Genomic DNA, 23,293 nt, shown 5'->3' with positions numbered 1-23,293 from the left:
TTACTATACTAAATCAAACTAATCCTGAGGTTTTTGCTTCAGGATTTTTTGTGGGATTAATGTTGTGATTTTCCTTTTCAATATTGATATCACAACCTCTTGGGCCACAGCCGAGTCTTCTTGGGCCGCAAGAATATAAAGTAAATAAAAGTAGAAGCAAAAGTATTTTTTTCATATTACACTTGTTCCGCAAACTGCATTCGTAATAATTGCTCCAAATAAGTTCGCTCGTTTGAAAGCCTTGGAATCTTGTGTTGTCCGCCCAATTTATCGCGTTCTTTCAACCAGTCATAAAATAAATTTGGTCTGGCGACATTTATTACCAATGGATTTAATGTCATATTATTTCGTCGTTTGGCTTCGTAATCTGAATTGAGTGATTGTAAAGTATCGTCTAACACTTTTTTGAAATAGTTAATGTTTTGAGGTGATTTTTTAAACTCAATTATCCATTCATGAGCTCCTTTTTCTTTACCTTCCATAAAAATAGGAGCAACGGTGTAATCAATTACTTCCGATTCGGTTTCATGACAAGCTTTTGCAATGGCTTGATCGGTGTTTTCCACAATCAATTCTTCTCCAAAAACATTGATAAAATGTTTCGTTCTTCCGGTAACTCTAATTCGGTACGGATTTAAAGACGTAAACCTAACCGTATCGCCAATCAGATAACGCCATAAACCGGAATTGGTAGTAATCACTAAAGCATAGTTTTTAAACAATTCTACTTCCGCCAAACGAACAATTTTTTGCTCTGGTGTGCCAAAAGTATCCATCGGAATAAACTCATAAAAAATTCCGTAATCCAACATCAACAACAATTCATTGGAATTATTCAAATCCTGAATGGCAAAAAAACCTTCGGAAGCATTGTATATTTCGTAATAATTAAAATCGTTGCTTGGAAACAGTTTTTTGTATTGTTCACGATATGGATCAAAGCTTACACCACCGTGAAAATACACTTCAGCATGTGGCCAAATTTCCAATAAATTTGTTTTACCGGTTTCTTCCAACACTTTATTTAATAAAACCAACATCCAAGAAGGAACGCCGGCCAGACTAGTTACATCTTCATAAATGGTTTCCTGAACAATAGCCATCAATTTAATTTCCCAATCGCCCATTAGCGAAACTCGGTTGCTGGGTGTGGAACTAAATTCGGCCCAAATAGGCATGTTGTCAATCAAAATAGCTGATAAATCACCAAAAAAAGTATTATTATCTTCGTATAATTCTTTGCTTCCACCAAGGCGAAGACTCTTCCCTACAAACAATTGCGAATCTTCATTGTTGTTTAAATACAAACTCAATAAATCTTTGCTGGCTTTGTAGTGACAGTTTTCCAAAGCTTCGCTACTCACAGGAATAAACTTGCTTTTGGCATTGGTAGTTCCGCTTGATTTGGCAAACCATTTTATGGTAGTTGGCCAAAAAATATTTTGCATTCCTTTGCGAGTTTGTTCGATCAAAGGCTCTAAATCTTCATAGGTTGAAACCGTAACCCGCTCTGAAAAAGTTTGATAATTTTTTATGGAGTAAAAATCATACTGCCTGCCAATAACCGTGTTTTCCGAAGTTCTGAGTAACGAAAGAAGTAATTCCTCTTGCACTTCATTTGGGTATTTCATAAACAATTCAATTTGATGAATCCGTTTTTTTAAGATCCAGGTAGCTATTGAATTGATAATGGGTAGTGGCATTTTTTTCTATTTAAATAAGTTCAAGAATGTTTTGAAATTTGAAAATACAAAACCTAACTTTACAACTTCATCAAAAATAATAATTTTTAGTGAACGTAGGACTTTAATTATCAAACTTTCTTTTTAATGACATACGAAGGCGTTCTAACAAAAATGCAAACCGAACTCGGTAATCCAATTCAATATTATTTGGTGTTTGAAAACAGTTTTTTAAACCTCAATCAATTGTTAGACAAAGAAATGGAAATTACATTTCAAGGTTATCAATGTTTGAATTGTGGAAAGAAAAAGAAAATTTTCCGTCAAGGTTTTTGTTATGATTGTTTTATGTCGAGTCCGGCTGTGGGTGATTGGATTATGAAACCAGAGTTAAGTACGGCTCATTTAGACATTGAAGACCGCGATTTGACGTATGAAAAAAGAGTACAATTGCAACCGCATGTTTTGTATTTGGCCCTTTCAAGCGAAGTTAAAATTGGCGTAACCAGAGGAACACAAGTGCCTACTCGCTGGATAGATCAAGGAGCTTCACAAGCCATTCCTATTGTGGAAGTTCCAAATCGCTATTTGGCCGGAATTGCCGAAGTTGCCTTGAAAAATCAATATATTGACAAAACAAATTGGCAAAAAATGCTTAAAAATGAAATTCTTAAAGTTGACTTAATTCAAGAAAGACTGAAAGCGGGAACTTATTTACCACAAGAAGTAAAAGAATATTTCTCAGATCAAGATCCAAATATAGTCGAACTGCACTATCCCGTATTAGCTTATCCTAAAAAAGTAACGAGTCTAAGTTTAGATAAAATACCAAACTTTAAAGGAAAACTTTCAGGTGTAAAAGGACAATATCTACTTTTTCAAGACGGAACCGTTTTTAATATCCGAACCTTTGAAGGCTATGTTGTTAAAATTCAAATCTAGTTGTTAACTATTACGATTTCGAACACTAATTCTTTAAGTTAGATGTAATATTCTCAATAAAGACTGACATTCGTCATGTTTTTTACGCTTATTTGGGCGGAAATTTGTCTCATAATTCAAAACCTCACAATTATGAAACGATTATTCAACCTAGAAAAAGGCATTTTGCTATTGATTTTCATAGCAACTTCTACCTTCGGTTTCGCTCAAAAGACACTTACACTTGATGCAAAACCACAATTAAAAATTTCCGGAACTTCCAGTTTGCACGATTGGGATATGGTTTCAGAATCGGCTACCGGAAAATTGGTAGCAACTACTGAAGGAAATAAATTGATAACCATTAATTCTCTGGTAGTAGAAATGCCGGCCGAAAGCATTAAAAGTGGTAAAGGCGGAATGGACAAAAATGCCTACAAAGCACTAAAAACAAATCAATTTAAAACTGTAAAATTTGATTTAAAATCATCTACTAAAAATGCAGATGGAACTTGGAATTTTACCGGAACTTTTGCCATTGCCGGAGCAACTAAATCGGTAACGCTAAAAATCAAAGAAACTACAATAGGAGGTCAACCTGTTTTTGAAGGAAGTTATTCTTTTAAATTGACCGACTACAAAATCACGCCACCAACCGCTTTAATGGGAACCGTTAAAACCGGTGATGATGTTAAAATAAGTTTTACACTAAAATTCAAATAATTCTAAAATCAACCTCTAATTAATTAAAAAATGAGAAATCTATTTACACTTGCTCTTGTATTGATAAGTACATTAGCTATAGCACAAAAACAACAGTATCAATTAGACAATTGGCGACCTTATGACAAAACAGGATTATCCATGTTTGAGGCTCCAAAAGATACAACTACCACTTTTGAAAATGTAAAAGTGAGAATCGGTGGTGCATTTGCTTTGCAATATCAAGCATTAGATCATGAAAATAATGCTGATGCGGTTTTAAACACAAATGGTGTTAATACCAATCAATTAGCTAATTTAGGAAACAACTTTAACTTAGCAACAGCCAATTTTGATATTGATGTTGCCTTGTATGATGGAGTAAACCTTCACTTGAGAACATATCTTTCTTCTCGTCACCACCCGGAACCTTATGTAAAAGGCGGATACATCCAAATTGATAAATTAGATTTTATCAGCAAAGGATTTATGGCAGAAACAATGAAGAACCTTACCATCAAAATTGGTCACATGGAAAACAATTATGGTGATGCTCATTTTAGAAGATCAGATAATGCGTTAGCAATTTATAATCCATTTGTAGGTAATTATATCATGGATGCTTTTACCACAGAAGTTGGTGCAGAAGTTTACTACCGCAAAAATGGTTGGATTGCTATGCTTGGAGCTACCAATGGTAAATTAAACCAAACAACTAACGCTCCTGGTGTAACAAGTCCTTCAGTAATGGCAAAGTTAGGGTATGATAAACAATTGAACACCGATTTACGTTTCAGATTAACAGGATCTTTATATAATACTGCTCAATCTGCAAGAACATACCTTTATGGAGGTGACCGTGCAGGATCTAGATATTATTTTGTAATGGAAAACACGTTGGCTACATCTTCTGCAAATTACTCTTCAGGTTTAATTACTCCTGGATTTACAAATGAGTTGACAGCGATTATGATTAACCCGTTTGTGAAATACAAAGGATTAGAGTTCTTTGGTATGGTTGAAAAAGTAAGCGGAAAAACCAAAGCTGAAGTAGACGAAAGAGATTTTACTCAACTTGGAGCAGAGTTAATTTACCGTTTCGGTAAAAATGAAAACCTATATGTAGCCGGTCGTTACAACAACGTAACTGGAGAAACTCTAGCCAACGAAGATGTAGACGTGACTCGTTTCAATATTGGTGGTGGTTGGTTTATGACTAAAAATATTTTGGTTAAATTTGAATATGTTAATCAAAAGTATGATGGTTATGCTAAAACAAATATCTTAAACGAAGGTAAGTTTAACGGATTTGTTGCTGAGGCTGTCATTGCTTTCTAAAACAAACAATATGCGTGTTTTTGGTCTCATATTAGTTTTAACAGGAGTACTGTTTTCAACACCTAAAGATTATCTGTTGGTCAGTACGAAACAGTTCACTGTTCAGGGTACTACTTCAATTGGAGGTTTTGAATGTAACTACGATATGAATACTAAAGACACGCTGTTTTTTAATCAACCCCATAGAACAAAAAAAATCTCGCACAGTGTTCCGGTCAAAAGTTTTGGATGTGGCAACTTTATTCTAAACAATGATTTTAGAAAAACATTAAAAGAAAAAGAATTTCCAAACGTTAGAATTGAACTTTCAAATTTTAAAAAGAGTGCCGAAAATTACAGTTGCGATTTAACTTTGAACTTGGTTGGAAAACAAAAAATCTATAAAAATCTCCCTTTGAAATATAATAAAAATAGCTTAGTTGGAAATATAACATTACAATTCAGCGATTTCAATCTTACTCCTCCTAATAAAATTGGTGGAATGATAAAAATTAAAGAAGAAATTAAATTGTCTGTAAGCTTACAAACAGAATAGTAGAGTTAGTTATTTAGTTTTAAAAAGAACCCCAAATTGCACGTTTCAATTTGGGGTTACTTTTTTTATTCTTTTTTCTTCTTATTAAACAAACTGTTTAAACCTTCTTTTACTTTGTCTTTCACAACTTCTTCGGTTTTGGTTTGTACTTCTTCTTTTGTTGCCGGAGTTGTGGTTTTTGTAGTGTCTTTAGGATCTTTGTTTTGGTTTAACAAATTGCCCAAAGCAGAAGTTCCTTGATTAATAAGTTTTTGCTTCTGATAATCCACCAATTGATTCACTAATTTTGTTGTAGCTTGTTTGGTATCAGTGCTTACTTTAGGATTAGAAAAATTACCGGTAAGCAATGCGGTAATCGGAATTGATTCCACTTTTGCAGCATCAGCCGGAGATAATTTTGCAATTAAACTATTAATCTCAGTTCCCAGATATTTAGCCGGTACATCAAATTTTACATTATAATTCATTGCTTGATCAAAACCATGCGAACCACCAACATTCAAAGTGATGTCTTGGTATTTGATGTCAAAAGGCTTCACGTTTACTTTTCCGTTTTCAAACGATAAACTTGTTTTTAAATCATTCAAATTCACTTTTTTCAAATCAATAAAATTCACTTGATTGTCCAAAGCACTCAATAAAGTTGAGTTGGAAGCATTCACCGTTGTAGAAAGTAATTGTCCAACCAAATCTCCCGTTAATGATTTTAAATCCGGTGTCATTTCTTTCGCATCCAAATTACCTGAAAGTTTAATAGTAGAATTCAATTTTCCATTGATGATATTAGCAATCGGAGCAATGCTTTTCATCATATCCAACTGTGTAAAAGTTTCACTAATGTTTACAGAACTTAAATCTAAATTCATTGCAAATGTTGGCACTTTTGTTTTGGTAGAAACATTTCCATTCACACCAATCATACCACCAAAAATGTTTGTTTTCACATTTTCTAAGGTTACTCGTTCATCTTTCACAATTAATTTTCCGGAAACATCTTTCAACGTTAAGTTATCATACAAAACAGTGTTTGCTTTTGCGTTTAACGTAACATCTAAAAACGCAGGAATCTTCATGGCTTCACTCGGTTTTTCACCTTCTTTGGTTGGTTCTTCCGCTGTCATGAAATCATTTACAGCCAACTGATTGGAAGTCATGTTGAAATTCCCTTTCAAATTCTGATCGTTAAATAAATAGCCATAGAAATTTTCTAATACACCATTTACATTAATGTCGCTTTTTCCGGTTTGTGCCGCAAATTTCTGTAAGTTTAACGTACTTGGATTAAACTGAACAATCGCTTCGCTAATGTTCATTCCTTTGCCGTTTTCATCCACATATTTAAATCCGGTTACACTAACCAATCCTGCATTTTGAATATTTTGGTATTGTTCTTTTTCCACCGATTGCATATCAAATTTTGTTGTTACATCTGCTTTTAAAATTCCTGAAAGCGGCGTGTCTAACTTAATTGGATAAGCTTTGCTGAGGTTTCCTAAATTAATTGTTCCTTTCAAAGCGGCATCAACCAATGGGTTTTCTGAAACATTTCTAATATTTGCTTTCGCATTAAAAACATCTTGATCAATTTTAAACGATAAATTATCAATGTTCACATACGTGTCGTTCATCAAACCGGTTTCGTTTTTAATTTTTGTATCAATGACGATGTTTTCCACTTTTTTAGGTAAGTCGGGAAACTTAAATGAAGCATTATTAGATGCAATTTCCAAATTAAACTTCGGAATCGTTGTCTCAGAATACAATCCTTTTGCAAAACCCGAAACTTTAAAATCTCCCGTAGTTTGAATTTTATCTAAATCACCTTTATATGCCGACGGAACCAATCCTAAAAAGTTTTTAAACGATGAGGTTGGGGTGTTAAACGTCAAGTCATATTGCTGTCCGGCTTCCACCAATTGAATAAATCCGGCAAATTTTAAAGGCAATTTGTTAATCAACGCTTCATTATCTTTAAACTCATATTTGCTGTTTTCCAAATCAATTCCCAAAACCGCATCCAACGTTAAAGAAACGTCTTTCATATAGTTGGTTTTATCCATATCCAAACTCATCATGGCGTTGGTTTCAGTATCTAAATCCAGTTTTGAAGCGGCAAAATTTCCGGTTCCGGTGTGATTAATTTTATCAACAACCATCTTGATTTTTGAACTTTCATCCAAAAAAGTAAACTTCAAATTTTCAATCGAATAACTCTGAATATTCATCGCAAAAGGCTTGCTGTCCGAAGGTTTTTCTTCTTTATCGTCTTTCATAGCAATATCAAAATTGCCAATTCCGTCTTTGTTAAAAATGATGTTCACAATGCCATCAACACTCGAAAACGACTCCAATTCCATCGCTTCGCCATCCGATTTAAACAATTCTTTCACCGACATTTTCAGGTTCAATTCGCCTGAATAAAACAGCGTATCGCCTTCAAACGGAGCTTTGTTAATAATGCTCAACTTGTCAATAGTCACATTCGCAAGCGGAAAACTCTTAAACAAACTCAAACTCACATCTTCAAACGCCACATTGGCATCCACATTTTCGTTAATCGATTTCAACACTAATGCCTTGATTTTGTCTTTGAACAAAAACGGTGCAGCAGCCAACGCAATAATGACTACCAACAAAAAAATACCTAAACCTTTTAAAATTTTCTTAATCATAATTTTACATTTATTTATATGGAGCGAATCTATAGTTGTGTTTGGTTACGTAATTCCTGCCCTCCTTTCTAGTCTCGTTTTTCAAACGAGAGCTAACCAGTCGGTCAGGGCTAGACGGGTTTCCATTTTCGTTTTCAGCGGTTAGTCCAAACTTAGCTCTTCGCCACGAGCAAGGTTAAATCGCTTTTGAAAATAATAAACCGCAGCATACAAAACGGGTGTGTCTAGAATGGCTATCAGCACTTTAAACAAAAAACCGCTCAGTAATAATCCGGGAAACAAATCCCAACTCAATATTTTAAAACTACACAGCAAAAATAATACCGCAAATGTATCAACAAATTGTGAGGTAAAAGTAGAAAAGTTATTTCGCACCCAAAGCATTTTTCCTTTGGTCACTTTTTTCCAAAAATGAAAGATATAAATATCAATGTATTGTGCCGCCAAATAAGCAATCATCGATGCCAAAACTGCCAAAGCTGTCTGGCCAAACACTTTGGAAAACAATGCGTCATCAACCGGAGAATTTTCAATTGCAGGAGCAGCATTTGCCACATAAATAATCAATAACGAAAACACTGAGGCAAAAATTCCAGCCGTCACGACTTGATTGGCCTTTTTCTTCCCGTAAACTTCCGAGATAATATCGGTAATTAAAAACGTAATAGGGTAGGGTAGAATTCCCACCGAAATTTCAAACCGATAAAGACCGAAAAAATCCCAATAAAAAAATTTCTGAAAAATTAAATTCGACACCACCAACGAAGCAATAAACATGGCTCCCAGCGTGAAATAAATTTTATAGGCAAACAGTTTGTCTTTTGCTTCCAATATTTTTTTAACAAAAATAATAAATTAGCAAGGAAACAGTTGTTAACGAAAATAAAAAACCTGACAGTTTTAAGTTGCTGTCAGGTTTCTGTAATTATTTAATTTTTAACTCAAAAGGCATTAGCGTTTGAATGCCGGTTCGAGCTGTTGCTCTTTTTACTTGTTGTAGTGTTTGATAAGCTTCTTCGCCAATTTCTTCCTTAATCATAGCTTCTTTCGATTTCATAAAAGGAATTCCGTTTTGGTCTCCTAAAAACTGCATAAATGTTTTATCAAATTCAGGATAGTTTACCGTTTTGTATTTTTTGATTTTTGCTAAGGTAGCGGCTTCGCTCAACGCAACATCTAAACCACCTAATTTGTCAACCAAACCATTTTGCAATGCTTCAGTTCCGGTCCAAACTCTTCCTTGTGCAATAGCATCTACTTGTTCAAAAGTCATTTTTCTTCCGGTAGCAACGCGGTTTACGAAAATAGTATAAATGTTTTCAACAGATTCGGTAGTTACTTCTTTAAATTTTTCATCAATCGGTTTAAATGGACTGTAGCCAATAGCATGCTCATGGGTTTTTACTTGCGAAGTACTAATTCCGATTTTCTTAGACAATTCGGTCATATTCGGCAATACTCCAAACACACCAATCGAACCGGTAATTGTATTGGGTTCTGCTATAATTTTATCGGCATTACAAGCAATATAATAACCACCCGAAGCAGCTAAATTACCCATAGAAACAACAACTGGTTTCACTTTTTTGGTTAATTCAATTTCTCTCCAAATTAATTCTGATGTCAAAGCACTTCCGCCTGGGCTGTCAACACGAATCACTATTGCTTTTACTTTTTCATCTTTTCTGGCTTCTTGCAATGACGTTCTCATGGCACCTTCACCAATTACATTTACATCACCTTCGCCGCCCATGATTTCACCTTGAGCATAAATAATGGCGATTTTGTCTTTAGAATCTATTTTTTGAGGCGTTTTTGATACGTTTTTAGCATAATCCATAATAGCTATGCTTTTATAATCCTCATCTTTTTTAACTTTCAACGCTTTTTTAATTCCGTCGTGGTATTGATCTTCATAACCAATTTTGTCAATCAGCTTTTTAGATTTGGCCATTTCAGGAGTTCTAGCCGATAATTTATTAGCAATACTGTTTAATGAATCTACCGAAATGTTTCTGCTTTTAGAAATGTCACTTACAATCGAGCTCCAAGCCGAGTTCAACAAAGCAGTCATTTGTTCTCTGTTTGCTTCGCTCATTTCGTTTTCCAAAAACGGCTCAACCGCACTTTTGTATTTTCCATGACGAATTACTTCCATTTTTACGCCTGTTTTTTCCTGAATATCTTTAAAAAACATGATTTCAGAAGCAAGACCTTTAAAGTCCATTTCGCCCACAGGATTCATATAAATCGTGTCGGCAACCGAATTGATGTAGTATTCACCTTGTGTGAAATAATCCGCATAGGAAACAATGAATTTTCCTGATTTTTTAAAATCAATCAATTTGTCTCTCAAAGCTTTTGATTGAGCCAAACCTAAACTACTGTTGCTATTTAAGATTGAAATACCTTTAATTTTATCATCAGTTTTGGCATTGTCAACTGCGTTTAGCACATCAATTAAACCTACTGATGCTTCTTCATTTAAAATAGTTACCCAAGGATCGGTGAATTTTCCGGTGTAATCTAACGACACATTTTCCATATCTAAAACCAATACAGAATTAGATTCAACTTTTGCAACATCAGAACCGCTTCCGGCAATTGCTCCAACAATCATTAAGCCAAAAAATAATATCATAAAGAATACAAATAATCCTATGATGGTGGCCAATACATTTCCTAAAAATTTCATTTTATGTTTTTTTTAATTGAATATTGTTTTCCTAATTAGTAGTCTTTCATTGCATTATGTTACACTTCGTGCTGAAAGAAATTCATAATTACAGAAACTTATTAACATGGTTGGCAAAGATACTTTATTTCTGAAATAGTTTTAGTTATTTTGCTCTACCATGAATAATCAAAGCCAAGTCATTTTATCTTTAGGAAGCAATTTGGGTAACCGTCTGGAAAACATCCAATTGGCTATCATTTCAATTCATAATACTATTGCTACAGTTGTCAAAGTTTCTTCGTTATATGAAACACCTTCGTGGGGTTTTGAGAGCGAACCGTTCTATAATTGTGCATTGGTTTTGCAAACGTCAAAAGGAGCAGAACAAATTTTAGACGAAGTTTTACAACTTGAAACCAAATTAGGAAGAGTTCGAAATAACGAAGAAGGTTATCTGCCAAGAATAATTGATATTGACGTAATTACTTATAACGAGGAAATCATCAACACCGAAAGATTAAAAGTTCCTCATCCGCATATGCAAAACAGAAAGTTTGTATTGTTACCCATGCGTGATTTGAATTTAGATTGGCGACATCCAATTTTACAAAAGTATTTGCCGGAATTAGTTCAATTAGCAGAAGATAAAAGTAATTGCAAAGTAGTCCAGAAATTAGAAGCTCCACTGGAGAAAATAAATCTTCAACAGTTTAATTACATTGCCATTGAAGGAAATATTGGTGCAGGAAAAACCACATTGTCATCCAAAATAGCTGAAGATTTTAATGCAAAATTAGTCTTAGAACGTTTTGCCGACAATCCGTTTTTGCCTAAATTTTATGAAGATCAAAGTCGGTATGCTTTTCCGTTAGAAATGTCTTTTTTAGCCGACAGATACCAACAATTATCGGATGATTTAGCACAATTTGATTTGTTTAAAGATTTCATTGTAGCCGATTATCATATTTTTAAATCATTAATTTTTGCAAAAGTAACGTTGGCAGAAGATGAGTTCAGACTTTACAAAACCATGTTTGACATTATCCACAAAGAAATGCCAAAACCCGATTTGTATGTTTATTTATATCAAAATACAGATCAACTTTTAGAAAATATCAAGAAAAGAGGCAGAAGTTATGAAATGCAAATTCCGGCAGAATATTTAGAAAAAATCAATCAAGGTTATTTGGATTTCATCAAAACACAAACCAATTTGAACGTTTTAATCATTGATGTTTCCGATAAAGATTTTGTAAATAATCAAGAAGATTATATTTTTATTCTAGACGAAATAGAGAAAAAAATAGCCGGATAAATTACCTTTTTAATGAAAAATGCCCTTTTCGTTCCGCTGTAGCATTATCAATTTTCAAAACATACCAATAATCATCGGCAGGTAGATTTTCACCTTCAAAAGTTCCGTCCCAAAAAGGATTACTTGGAACAATTTGTTTGATTAATTTTCCGTAACGATTGAAAATGGACATAGAAGAGTTTGGATAAAACTCCATCCCTTTCAAATAGAAAACATCGTTTTGACCATCGCCATTAGGTGTAAAAAAAGGTGGAACCAAAAGCACAACGAAGGTTTCCTCGTCGGAATAACCACAATTGTTGATTTTCTCCCGCACATAGGCTGTGTATAATCCGCCTTCGCTAACAGTAAACAAATTTGAATCTTGGTAAGTAAAACCATCAATTGAATATTCATATTCACCGTTCCCTGAAGCAATAATTTCAACTGAATTGTCTTTCACAACAACTGTTTCAATTACCGGAATATCATATTGAACGATGGTAAAATTTTTTGTTTTAGAACAATTTCCTGCTGCCAAAGAAGTTACGACAACCGAATAATTCGAATTGTTATTAACTTGAATGGTTTGTGAACTTTCTCCGGTTGACCAAAGATACGTAGCATTTGACACACCCGCATTTAAGGTGATGACAGTTCCTTCACAAAGAGTTACCGTTTCGTCTTCCACATCCGGCAAATCGTAAACAAAGACATCTACTGGAATTCTATTTCCAGATGAGCAACCATTATTTATTGCTTCTGCATAAAACGTAGTATCTTCTGAAATAATTGGAGTTGTGAATGAAGTTCCCGTTCCTAAAATAGTTCCTCCCGTTTCAACAGCATACCAATTGATTGTTCCCGCAGTTGTAAAAGCAGTTAAGACAGTTGAATTTTCTCCACATACCGGATTCGGATCAACAATTGTAACTGTCGGAATTTGATTTATTGTTGCCGTTACGGCTGTTCTTGTTCCGGTTGCACAACCAATCTCAAACGCATCGATATAGTAAGTTGTTGTTTCAGTTAAAATTGGTGTTGTAAAATTGTTTCCGGTAGCCAAAGGTGTTCCTCCGGTTTGTGTTGCATACCACTTTATTGTTCCGGCAGAAGCATTGGCGGTTAGTGTTACCGAACCATTTCCGCAACTTGATTGACCTAATGAAGAAGTTATACTCGGAATAGTGATGGTTGTGCTTGTTGAAATCTGCAAAACCGGATCGCCGGGCATTCCGCCATATTCCACAATATATCCTTTGGGTTGATAATCGCCACTCGCTTCACCAGTATTGGATAAATCATTCCACGAACCAGGAATGCCCACACCGGGAGCCGTTACATGAGCATAATCTTCATTACCGGCATTATTTGGCTCACCATTATTCCAATTGGCATAAGTGGGTGTTGAACCATTTACTCCACCGTTCCAAAAAATGTTCCCTATTTCGGGCCCAGTCATCCATTTCCAAATCCCTTCGATTTCTTCATCGCTTCCGCCAATCCATCCTGCACCGGCAGCTTGCTCACCAGAAAGCTGAGCTTCGTCTGGAGCTGTAATGGTAGCTAAATAGCCTTGTAAACCGTAATAAGTCCTGTTAGCTGCTGCTGTTCTTGCAGCAGACCAAGTAATTCCAATATTCGGAACATATTCATAATAATGACCATTTGAAGGCAGATAATTGGCTTGTCCTACCGTAATGGAAAAAGTTCTAACACCTGTAGGATTTGCTGATGAGTTTGAAAAAACAACATCTTCTATAGCAGCAATTAAATCTACATAAGTTGGCTGAGCAGAAATTCCTGTAAGTGTAAGTTTACCTGTCAATGCATCCCAACTTGTGGCAATGGTTGGATGAGTTCCTGTTAAAGTTAATATATCCTGACCATTAACATATCCCGATGAAATTTGAATGTATATTGCGTCAATTCCAGTATCATCTGGATCGGTAATTGTCATGTTAGTCACTATTTTCATCTGCGAACCCGGACAATAAATTTGATTTCCGGTTGCAACTAAAATTGGAGCATCATTTAAAATTGTAGGTTTTTTTTCTTTTTGATTTGATGAAGAATTTATATTCATCAAAGGCGAAAAGTAGCCAAAGCATAAAAATAAAAGTATAAAAGTGTAGCGAAGTATCGAAAATCCGTTCATTTTGTAAAAGTAAGAAATTGAGAACAAAAATTGAATAAACAATTGCTAATTTCCTTCTAAAACGGTGAACTTTTTAAATAAATCCCACACGACAATTCCGGCACTAACTGAAATATTCAGCGAATGTTTTGTCCCCAATTGCGGAATTTCAATCACACCATCACATTTTTCAATGGCTTGTTGCGAAACGCCTTTGACTTCGTTGCCAAAAATTAAAGCATATTTTTTTTCCTTTTCAACTTCAAACTCATTCAACATAATCGAATTTTCAACTTGTTCAATAGCAAAAACGGAGATATTTTCAGCTTTCAATTGATCAATCACCGTCAAAACCTCTTTTTGATATTCCCAAGTTACCGTATCAGTTGCACCTAAAGCCGTTTTGTGAATTTCCTTGTTGGGAGGAGTCGCTGTAATGCCACACAAATATATTTTTTCAATCAAAAAAGCATCCGAAGTTCTAAAAACCGAACCAATATTATGCAAACTTCTAATGTCATCTAAAATAATGATGATGGGTGTTTTTTGAGCATCTTTAAACTCATTAATATTTTTGCGTTCCAGTTCAGAATTGGCTAATTTTCTCATCTTGCAAAAATAAGTAATGAATTTGAATTTTTATATTTGATATTGAAATTGATTTTTGCGATTGTCATTGAATTTCCCATTGCCATTGAAATTTTATTTCCGTATTTTTGAAACCAAACCTAAAACCGAACCCATTGTCAGCCAAAGCTACCGTCGTCAAAGAACCGAAAGAAACACCTTTAATGAAGCAATACAACGAAATCAAGCGGAAATATCCTGATGCTTGTTTGTTGTTTCGTGTGGGTGATTTCTATGAAACATTTGGCGAAGATGCCGTTCGGGCATCTCAAATTTTAGGCATTGTTTTAACCAAAAGAGGTGCCGGTTCTGAAACTGAAACTGCCTTGGCGGGTTTTCCACATCATTCGTTAAATACGTATTTACCAAAACTGGTCAAAGCCGGACTTCGGGTTGCGATTTGCGATCAATTGGAAGATCCAAAAATGACTAAAACTATTGTGAAACGTGGTGTGACCGAATTAGTCACTCCAGGCGTTTCAATGAATGATGAGGTATTGCAATCCAAATCGAATAATTTTTTAGCTTCAGTTTATTTTGGTAAGAAGCAAATTGGCGTTTCATTTTTGGATGTTTCAACAGGCGAATTTTTGACATCTCAAGGAAATGAAGAATACATTGACAAATTATTACAAAATTTTAGTCCAAGTGAAATTTTAGTAACCAAAAATCATAAACAACATTTTAGAGAAGTTTTTGGCGAAGATTATCACACTTTTTTTCTGGAAGATTGGGTGTATAATGAAGACTATGGCAATGAAGTATTGACAAAACATTTTCAAACCAATTCTTTAAAAGGATTTGGAATTGAAGAAATGCAAGAAGGGATCGTCGCTTCGGGTGCAGTTTTGTATTATTTATCGGAAACACAACACAATAAAATTCAGCATATTACATCGATTCAACGCATTGCAGAAGATGCGTATGTGTGGATGGATCGTTTTACAATTCGAAATTTAGAGTTGTATCACAGCACCAATCCCAACGCGGTCACGTTATTGGATGTGATTGACAGAACCCTTTCGCCGATGGGTTCACGATTGCTGAAACGCTGGTTGGCTTTGCCTTTGAAAGATGAAGCTAAAATTCGATCACGCCACGAAGTGGTGAGTTTTTTAAAAGATAATTCAGAAGTTTTACAGAAAATTCAATACCAAATTAAGCAAATATCAGATTTGGAACGATTGATTTCCAAAGTCGCAACCGGAAAAGTTTCTCCTCGTGAAGTGATGAATCTTTGTCATTCGTTGGATGCCATTATTCCAATCAAAACCTTGGCTTTGGCTAGTTCAAATGAATCGTTAAAAGCGATAGGCGATAGTTTGCACGCGTGTGATTTATTGCGTGAAAAAATTAAATCGACTTTGAATCACGATGCTCCGGTTTCCATCAACAAGGGAAATGCGATTGCGAAGGGAATTCATCCCGTCTTAGATGAATTAAGAGCGATTTCCACTTCGGGAAAAGAATATTTGGAAGGAATTGAACTCAGAGAATCGCAAAAAACCGGAATTTCATCATTGAAAATTTCGTTTAATAATGTTTTTGGATATTATATTGAAGTCAGAAATACACATAAAGATAAAGTTCCAACTGAATGGATTAGAAAGCAAACCTTAGTAAATGCCGAACGATACATTACGGAGGAATTAAAAGAATATGAAACTAAAATTTTAGGAGCAGAAGATAAAATTCATCAATTAGAATCGCAATTATTTGAACAATTGGTGATTTGGATTGGCACCTATATCAAACCCGTTCAGTTGAATGCGGCTTTGGTTGCTCAGTTGGATTGTTTGAATTCGTTTACGCAATTGGCGATTGAAAACAAGTATGTTCGACCAATTTTGGATGATTCGTATGAATTAGAAATTACGAACGGTCGTCATCCTGTGATTGAAAAGCAATTGCCGGTTGGTGTTCCTTATATTGCAAATGATGTTTTTTTGGATAGAGATTCGCAACAAATTATTATGATTACCGGTCCGAATATGTCGGGTAAATCGGCTATTTTGCGACAAACGGCTCTAATTGTGCTGTTGGCTCAAATGGGAAGTTTTGTTCCGGCAGAAGCGGTGCGAATGGGCGTAGTGGATAAAATATTTACCAGAGTAGGAGCGAGCGATAACATTTCGATGGGTGAATCGACTTTTATGGTTGAGATGAATGAAACCGCTTCAATTTTGAATAATATTTCTGAAAGAAGTTTGGTTTTATTGGATGAAATCGGGCGAGGAACCAGCACGTATGACGGAATTTCGATTGCGTGGGCCATTGCGGAATATTTGCACGAACATCCTAATCGTCCAAAAACGTTGTTTGCCACACATTATCACGAATTAAATGAAATGGAAGTCACGTTTGACCGAGTGCAGAATTTTAATGTTTCCGTAAAAGAATTGAAAGATACCGTTCTTTTTATTCGAAAATTAGTGAAAGGCGGCACCGAACACAGTTTTGGTATTCATGTAGCCAAAATGGCGGGAATGCCACAAACCGTGATTCAAAAAGCACAAAAGATTTTAAAGAAATTAGAAAAAAATCATTCGAGTGAAGAATTATCCGGCATAAAATCTTCGAAGGATGAATTACAACTTAGTTTTTTTAATTTGGATGATCCTTTGTTGGAAGAAATCAAAGAAGAAATTCTAAACTTAGATATAAACACTTTAACTCCGGTTGAAGCTTTAATGAAATTGAATGAAATTAAGCGAATGCTAACCAAAAAATAAATGCTATAACTTTAACTTTCAAAACATTAGTTTTTGAAGTAAATTTTTTTGCAAAAAACGCTTGTAAAAGTAAATAATTATAGTACATTTGCATCCGCATTGCTAAACAAGTAGTGCTGTTCTTTTAAAAAACCTGTACGCGAAAATAGCTCAGTTGGTAGAGCGCCACCTTGCCAAGGTGGAGGTCGCGGGTTCGAATCCCGTTTTTCGCTCTTCTATCTTATAATGCAAGCAGTTTGCTCGCATCAGGCTCGAGTGGTGGAATTGGTAGACACGCTGGACTTAAAATCCAGTGGGCAGTAATGCCCGTGCGGGTTCAAGTCCCGCCTTGAGTACAAAAGCTTCATTTGTTTTTACAAGTGGAGCTTTTTTTTATTGATTTATTTTGAAATTTATTTGATAATTAAGCAGAAATCTTTGTCACAGTTTTTAACTTTAACAAAGATGAAATTTGTATTTAAATAAAAGATTACTTAGTTGTAATAACAATCTTGTGGAAGCATCAAATCTTTGTTGTTTATCAATTATTCCATACTTTTTACTATTGCTTCAACTTTACTTTTGAACTCTTCGTGTTCAAGTTTGCGGATAAGATCATTCGTCTTTTTTACAAATTCAGAAGCTAATTCTTTGTCTTTAATTTTATATTTTATTTCTTCTCTGAATACTAGGTTTCTTGTGTATAAAATGTCTGGATTAGATTTATCAAGAATTTTAAAACGATAATTTTTTTTACTTTGTTTTGTTATTATTTTATATTTTTTTGTGTTTTTGAACTCAATTTGAAGACTATCAGACACCAGTTTGTTTTCGGTTAGTTTGAGAGTATCTTTAGTTACGCCCCAAAAAATTCCCATTCCAGAGGTGTATCTTTCCAAAAGATAAGTTGTATCACTAATTTTTAGAAGAATATTTTTTTGACGAATCAAAAAACCTCTTTTTTTTGATATAAAACATTCAGAATATGATGGTTGTGCATAAATTGAACAAGTGAATACGAGTAAAATTAATATTAATGTGTTTTTCATTTTTTTTTAATTCAGGGTTTAGCAGTTTGCTATTTTATTAAATAAAAATATAAATTTTTTGCGATTCTTTGTCAAAGTTTTAAACTTTGACAAAGATATATGTCTGTTGAATTTTCATTTTGCTACAAAGTTTATGGTCAGTTACATGAATGATAGCCACTCGCCAAGGCTAAAGATTGTTATTTCAACTTTGTCGTCTTTCACATTGACAAGGTTGAGGAAGTTTAGACTAATAACTGTGACTGAAGACTAAAATGATGAGATCCTTCCTTCGTCAGGATGACAAGATTGGAGATGCAGATACTGAAAACTGCGACTGTGACTGAAAACTAAAACTCTTTTGAAAATCAATTTCTTTTGAAATGCTTTGTTGCACTGAATCCGCGTGAGGGATAGCAGCGAAAAGCCCACAGAGAGGAGGCACGACGAACGAGGACTTGTAGCGGATAGCCCGACCCGGAGCTTGCGAAGGGGCACGCCCAAATTTTTTGTTTAAAGTTAAAAGTTTCAGGTTTCAAGTTGACTCTTAATTCTGAACTTTTGGTGAAATAATTTACTAAAAAACAGCTGTTTTCGTTCACTTTAAGGCAAAAAAAATCCCGAACAAGTCGGGATTAGTTTTTTTGTTAGCTTGTTGCTAATTACTGAGCTGGAGTTTCAGCTGGAGCTTCAGTAGCTTGAACTGTAGAGTCAATTACTTCAGTAGCTTCTTCAATTACTTCAGTAGCTTCTTCAACAACTTCAGTTGCAGTTTCGTCAACTACTACTTCAGCTTCTTTTTCTTTACAAGATACTACTGTTAAAGCAGCAACAAATACTAAACTTAAAATTACTTTTTTCATCTTACTAAATTATAAAAGGTTAATTATTAATTCGGAGCAAAGATATAAATTTTTTGGTTCAACAAAATATTTTACGAAATATTTTTAAAAAAAAATAAACTATTTGTGTTTCAAACGTTTGAGTCCCTATTTTTAGGGTGTTTTTAAATAATAAACCCCTTTTTTGAAAGGGGTTTATGTAAGATTTTAGTCTGAAAATTTTATTTTTTTGCTTTTTTGCCAACTACTTTCATTTCATTTATCAAATGTTTCGCTCCGGCATACTTGTCAATCACGAAAAGTACGTAACGAATGTCGACCATAATATTTCTGCAAATGGCCGGATCATAATAAATATCGCTCATGGTTCCTTCCCAAACGCGGTCGAAATTTAAGCCGATTAAGTTTCCGTTTTTGTCAATTGCCGGACTTCCTGAATTTCCGCCTGTCGTGTGATTTGTTCCGATGAAATTGACCGGAAGTTTTCCGTTTTCGGCATATTGTCCGTAATCTTTGTTGTTGTAGAGTTCAATTAATTTTGGTGAAACATCAAATTCGTAGTCGCCTGGAACGTATTTTTCCATCACACCGTCTAAATAGGTCACCGAACTGTAATAAACCGCATCGCTTGGTGCGTAGCCTTTTACTTTTCCGTAGGTTACACGTAAGGTTGAGTTGGCATCAGGGAAAATGCGGGCTTCTTTTGGACTTAATTCCAAAATTCCTTTCATATACGTGCGTTGCAAAGCGGTGTTTTTAAGGTTGATTTCTTCGTATTTTGGAACTACGTTTTTGGTGTAGGCTTCGGACAACATTTTTACGAATGCAAATCCGCTGTCGTTGTTTAATTTTTCAAGAACGGTTTTGGCATCGCCGGTTAACAATTCTTTCAAACCATTGTAGTTGGTTAATTTTGAAGTTTTATAAATTTCAGCTGTTTTGGCTTTTAAATCTTGGTTGAGTAAAGCTTCGGGTAAAAATTGTTTTGGAGATTTGATTGCGTATAATTCAATTAATTGCTCCATTACTTTTTCGTCAACAGTAGCGTTGAAATCTTTGTATAAATCGGCAAATCCGGTGATGAAATTTTCTTTTCTATCCATAAAAGCTTGTTCGCCTCTAGTTTTGTGAAGATTTTCCAATTGAACCAAACGGTAACCAAAACTTAATAATTCTGTGTTACGCATTACGACTTCCATAAAATAATCACGGCTTAATGCATACGGAGCGATTTCAGCGTAATTTTTTTCAAATTCTGAAAGTAAGTTGCCGTATTCGGCTTGTTTTCCGGCTTTCGCCACTTTATTCATAAAATCTTTTTCGAAATTTTTCTTGATTTCAACCGCATTAGATTTTTTTAAACCTTTGGTTTCGCCAATCCATTTTTTCCAATAGTTAGCTACTGATGCGTATTTGGCAGCATATTGAATTTTAATTGCTTTATCTTTTCGCATAAAACCGTCTTGCACTTTCAAAGCGGCATCACGAATTTCGATTTTGGCAGGATTGAGTTCGTTTACAATTTGTTCTACTGCAACAGCAGGCAAATATTCTTGCGTTCTTCCCGGATAACCAAAAACCATGGTAAAATCATTTTCTTTTACACCGTCAATAGAAACAGGGAAAAAGTGTTTTGGAGTATATGGAACATTGTCTTTGGAATATTCTGCCGGACGATTGTTTTTGTCTGCATAAATTCTGAACAACGAAAAATCTCCGGTGTGACGTGGCCAAACCCAATTGTCGGTATCAGAACCAAATTTTCCGATGGATGATGGTGGTGCACCAACTAAACGAACGTCTTTAAATGTTTCGACTACAAACCAAATGTATTGATTTCCGTCGTAAAACGTTCTGATTCGGTTTTCTTGCCAACTTTCTTTGGGTAAAGAAGTAGTTAATGCGGAAATATTTTCTTGAATTTTTTTCTGTTTGTCGGCTTCGTTGGAAATGGATTGTGTGTTTTCCAATACTTTTGAAGTGACATCTTCAATTTTTACGATGAACGTAACCACTAATCCTTCGTTTGGAAGTTCTTCGTCTAAACTCATTGCCCAAAAACCTTTTTCCAAATAATCATTTTCAACGGTGGAATGCGACTGAATTTCACCGTAACCACAGTGGTGATTGGTTAATAAAAGTCCTTTAGAAGAAATCACTTCCGATGTACAGCCGTTGTTGAAATGCGGTACAGCGTCTTTCATGCTCGATTTGTTTACATCGTAAATATCTTTGGCAGACATTTTCATACCGAGCGATTTCATTTCTTTTTCGTTCATTCCTTCCAAAAGTGACGGAATCCACATGCCGCCTTGTTGGGCAAATGCAGAAAAGGAAAGAAACAGGATGAGTAATCGTAAAAATTTCATAATGAGTTGTTTAGTAAGTTCTTATTTTACAGTGTGTTTGAATAATTTTCGTTTGTGTTCTTCGAAATCGTTTGCAATATACAATTTTTGAGCAGGATGATTGTGCGGTTCTACCTCCAAATAAATGATTTTTAACGATAATTTATGAGCTTCTTGACGAATGAAATTGAGCGTTTGTTTGCCAAAGCCTTTTCCTTGTGCAGTTTTTTTGATGAATAATTCGTCTAAGAAGGCAATTCTTCCTAGGTATTCAAAACTAAAAACGAAGGTGAGAATGACATAGCCAACGATTTCATTTTCATTCAAAATTAGCCATGCTTTTCCGAGGTTTTCATCTTCAAGAAATTGATGAAAGAGTTTTTTGGATGTTTCAATTTCAAAAGGATAATTGTCGATGGAATAAAATTCCTCCATCATTTGAAGAATTTCATCAATCTCTAAAACTGATAATGGTTTAAAGGTTGTCATTATCTAAATGATTTAAAATAATGTCTGTTGCTCCTTTGTTCATTTGCACGAAAGTGCTGCAAATATGACCTTTTTCGTGTCGGATATCTTCGTTGGAAAGTAAGGTGGCGAAAGTTTCATTCAATTCATTTTGATTGGAAATTGAAACACAACCTTCCATATTTACTAATGCTGTCGCTTCTGCAAAATGAGAATAATTGGGTCCGATTACAATTGGAATGCCAAATGTTGCGGGTTCTAAAATGTTGTGCACACCTGGATTTCCGAAGCCGCCGCCAACGTAAGCAATGTCAGCGTAGTTGTAGATTTTGGTTAAGATACCTATGGTGTTGATAATGAATACATTATATTGCTGTAGAGACATTGCATGCAACGTCTGTAAGGAATCCGAATAATCCGAAAATAAAATTGATTTTTTTGTAATCGATTTTTGCAATTCCAAAATTTGTTCCGATTTAATATTATGTGGAGCAATGATAAATTTCACATTTTCAGATGAATTATTAATGAAATTCACCAATAATTCTTCATCTTTTGGCCACGAACTTCCAATGACAATGGTGGTTGTGTTGTTTTTGAATTCTTCAATAAAATCTAATGTATTATCTCTTTCTAAAATTGAAACTACGCGATCAAAACGAGTATCACCTGAAATTTTTACATTTTGATAACCTAGCGATTGTAATAGTTTTTTGGATGATTCATTTTGTACAAAAAAGAAATCAAAAGCAGTTAAACATTTTCTGTAAAATCCGCCATACCATTTAAAAAACACCTGATTTTTTCTAAGAATTCCTGAAATTAAATAGGTTTTTATTTGTCTTTTTTTGAGTTCGTTGAGGTAATTAGGCCAATATTCATATTTAATAAAAAACACCATTTCAGGATGAGTTAATTCTAAAAATTGTTTAGCGTTTTGTTGCGTATCTAGTGGAAGATAAATAGTCAAATCAGCCATTGAATTGTTTTTTCTAACTTCAAAACCCGAAGGAGAAAAAAAGGTTACAATAATTTTATGGTTGGGAAATTTAATTTTGATTTTTTCCATCACGGGAATTCCTTGTTCAAACTCGCCTAAAGAAGCCGCGTGAAACCAAATCGTTTTATCATTCGAAGAGATTTTCTGTTTGATTATTTCAAAAACATTTTTTCTTCCATCGACAAAAAGTTTCATTTTCGGATTGAAAAGAGCAACGATTTTCAGTAAAAATCCGACAAAATGAACCAATAAATTATATAAAAAAAACATATAGCATAAATTGTGTCGCTAAAATACATCACTTTAAAGAA

General features: G+C 34.5%; 18 protein-coding genes and 2 tRNA genes. 8 read left to right on the top strand and 12 right to left on the bottom strand.

What is annotated here, in order from left to right:
- Positions 1 to 13 precede the first annotated feature (13 nt).
- Together B4N66_RS02780 and B4N66_RS02775 are read right to left on the bottom strand one after the other, a co-directional pair.
- On the bottom strand, positions 14 to 175 hold the full coding sequence (locus B4N66_RS02780) for a hypothetical protein (RefSeq protein ID WP_291092214.1): 162 nt from the start codon (positions 173 to 175) through the stop codon (positions 14 to 16).
- Position 176: 1 nt separating this feature from the next.
- Positions 177 to 1,703, bottom strand: a complete 1,527-nt coding sequence (locus B4N66_RS02775) for a GH3 auxin-responsive promoter family protein (RefSeq protein ID WP_291092213.1) — start codon at positions 1,701 to 1,703, stop codon at positions 177 to 179.
- A gap of 126 nt (positions 1,704 to 1,829) precedes the next feature.
- Here B4N66_RS02775 and B4N66_RS02770 point away from each other — a divergent pair, with 126 nt between their 5' ends.
- From B4N66_RS02770 to B4N66_RS02755, 4 genes are all read left to right on the top strand, one after another.
- Positions 1,830 to 2,624, top strand: coding sequence for a DUF2797 domain-containing protein (locus B4N66_RS02770; protein WP_291092212.1), 795 nt, complete (start codon positions 1,830 to 1,832; stop codon positions 2,622 to 2,624).
- A 132-nt stretch (positions 2,625 to 2,756) separates the two neighbouring features.
- On the top strand, positions 2,757 to 3,326 hold the full coding sequence (locus tag B4N66_RS02765) for a YceI family protein (protein ID WP_291092211.1): 570 nt from the start codon (positions 2,757 to 2,759) through the stop codon (positions 3,324 to 3,326).
- A 30-nt stretch (positions 3,327 to 3,356) separates the two neighbouring features.
- The gene (locus tag B4N66_RS02760) at positions 3,357 to 4,643 is read left to right on the top strand and encodes a hypothetical protein (protein WP_291092210.1); all 1,287 of its coding nucleotides are present in this window, start codon (positions 3,357 to 3,359) and stop codon (positions 4,641 to 4,643) included.
- Between the two features lie 10 nt (positions 4,644 to 4,653).
- The gene (locus tag B4N66_RS02755; RefSeq protein ID WP_291092209.1) at positions 4,654 to 5,178 is read left to right on the top strand and encodes a YceI family protein; all 525 of its coding nucleotides are present in this window, start codon (positions 4,654 to 4,656) and stop codon (positions 5,176 to 5,178) included.
- Between the two features lie 65 nt (positions 5,179 to 5,243).
- Here the strand turns inward: B4N66_RS02755 and B4N66_RS02750 are convergent, their stop codons facing one another.
- From B4N66_RS02750 to sppA, 3 genes are all read right to left on the bottom strand, one after another.
- A complete protein-coding gene (locus tag B4N66_RS02750; RefSeq protein ID WP_291092208.1) occupies positions 5,244 to 7,850 on the bottom strand; it encodes an AsmA-like C-terminal region-containing protein in 2,607 nt (868 codons plus the stop codon).
- Between the two features lie 141 nt (positions 7,851 to 7,991).
- Positions 7,992 to 8,681: a queuosine precursor transporter gene (locus tag B4N66_RS02745; protein ID WP_291092207.1), complete on the bottom strand. Its 690-nt coding sequence runs from the start codon at positions 8,679 to 8,681 to the stop codon at positions 7,992 to 7,994.
- Between the two features lie 94 nt (positions 8,682 to 8,775).
- On the bottom strand, positions 8,776 to 10,545 hold the full coding sequence (gene sppA, locus B4N66_RS02740) for a signal peptide peptidase SppA (protein WP_291092206.1): 1,770 nt from the start codon (positions 10,543 to 10,545) through the stop codon (positions 8,776 to 8,778).
- Between the two features lie 160 nt (positions 10,546 to 10,705).
- On the opposite strand from sppA, the gene folK reads away from it, so the two are divergent.
- Positions 10,706 to 11,842, top strand: a complete 1,137-nt coding sequence (gene folK, locus B4N66_RS02735) for a 2-amino-4-hydroxy-6-hydroxymethyldihydropteridine diphosphokinase (RefSeq protein WP_291092205.1) — start codon at positions 10,706 to 10,708, stop codon at positions 11,840 to 11,842.
- A gap of 1 nt (position 11,843) precedes the next feature.
- On the opposite strand, the gene B4N66_RS02730 is transcribed toward folK, so the two are convergent.
- Positions 11,844 to 13,979, bottom strand: a complete 2,136-nt coding sequence (locus tag B4N66_RS02730; RefSeq protein ID WP_291092204.1) for a T9SS type B sorting domain-containing protein — start codon at positions 13,977 to 13,979, stop codon at positions 11,844 to 11,846.
- Positions 13,980 to 14,024: 45 nt separating this feature from the next.
- The gene (locus B4N66_RS02725; RefSeq protein ID WP_291092203.1) at positions 14,025 to 14,567 is read right to left on the bottom strand and encodes an RNA methyltransferase; all 543 of its coding nucleotides are present in this window, start codon (positions 14,565 to 14,567) and stop codon (positions 14,025 to 14,027) included.
- Between the two features lie 182 nt (positions 14,568 to 14,749).
- On the opposite strand from B4N66_RS02725, the gene mutS reads away from it, so the two are divergent.
- The 3 genes from mutS (at position 14,750) to B4N66_RS02710 (ending at position 17,652) form a co-directional block, all read left to right on the top strand.
- On the top strand, positions 14,750 to 17,317 hold the full coding sequence (gene mutS / locus B4N66_RS02720; protein WP_414654077.1) for a DNA mismatch repair protein MutS: 2,568 nt from the start codon (positions 14,750 to 14,752) through the stop codon (positions 17,315 to 17,317).
- Positions 17,318 to 17,456: 139 nt separating this feature from the next.
- Positions 17,457 to 17,529: transfer RNA gene (locus tag B4N66_RS02715), tRNA-Gly, on the top strand.
- 37 nt (positions 17,530 to 17,566) lie between these two features.
- Positions 17,567 to 17,652, top strand: a tRNA-Leu gene (locus tag B4N66_RS02710).
- 189 nt (positions 17,653 to 17,841) lie between these two features.
- Here the strand turns inward: B4N66_RS02710 and B4N66_RS02705 are convergent.
- From B4N66_RS02705 to B4N66_RS02685, 5 genes are all read right to left on the bottom strand, one after another.
- Positions 17,842 to 18,345, bottom strand: coding sequence for a hypothetical protein (locus tag B4N66_RS02705; protein WP_291092202.1), 504 nt, complete (start codon positions 18,343 to 18,345; stop codon positions 17,842 to 17,844).
- Between the two features lie 641 nt (positions 18,346 to 18,986).
- Entirely contained in the window at positions 18,987 to 19,187 is a 201-nt protein-coding gene (locus B4N66_RS02700) for a hypothetical protein (protein WP_291092201.1), read from the bottom strand.
- A gap of 200 nt (positions 19,188 to 19,387) precedes the next feature.
- A complete protein-coding gene (locus B4N66_RS02695; protein WP_291092200.1) occupies positions 19,388 to 21,535 on the bottom strand; it encodes a S46 family peptidase in 2,148 nt (715 codons plus the stop codon).
- 21 nt (positions 21,536 to 21,556) lie between these two features.
- Entirely contained in the window at positions 21,557 to 22,003 is a 447-nt protein-coding gene (locus B4N66_RS02690; protein ID WP_291092199.1) for a GNAT family N-acetyltransferase, read from the bottom strand.
- Positions 21,990 to 23,252: a 3-deoxy-D-manno-octulosonic acid transferase gene (locus tag B4N66_RS02685; RefSeq protein WP_291092198.1), complete on the bottom strand. Its 1,263-nt coding sequence runs from the start codon at positions 23,250 to 23,252 to the stop codon at positions 21,990 to 21,992. Before B4N66_RS02685 ends, B4N66_RS02690 begins: the two co-directional genes overlap by 14 nt.
- Positions 23,253 to 23,293 lie beyond the last annotated feature (41 nt).

The organism is Flavobacterium sp. UBA2787, assembly GCA_002352205.1.
Lineage (GTDB): Bacteria > Bacteroidota > Bacteroidia > Flavobacteriales > Flavobacteriaceae > Flavobacterium.
The sequence above is the reverse complement of the archived record's forward strand: the minus strand, read 5'-3'. Positions and strand labels throughout refer to the sequence as shown.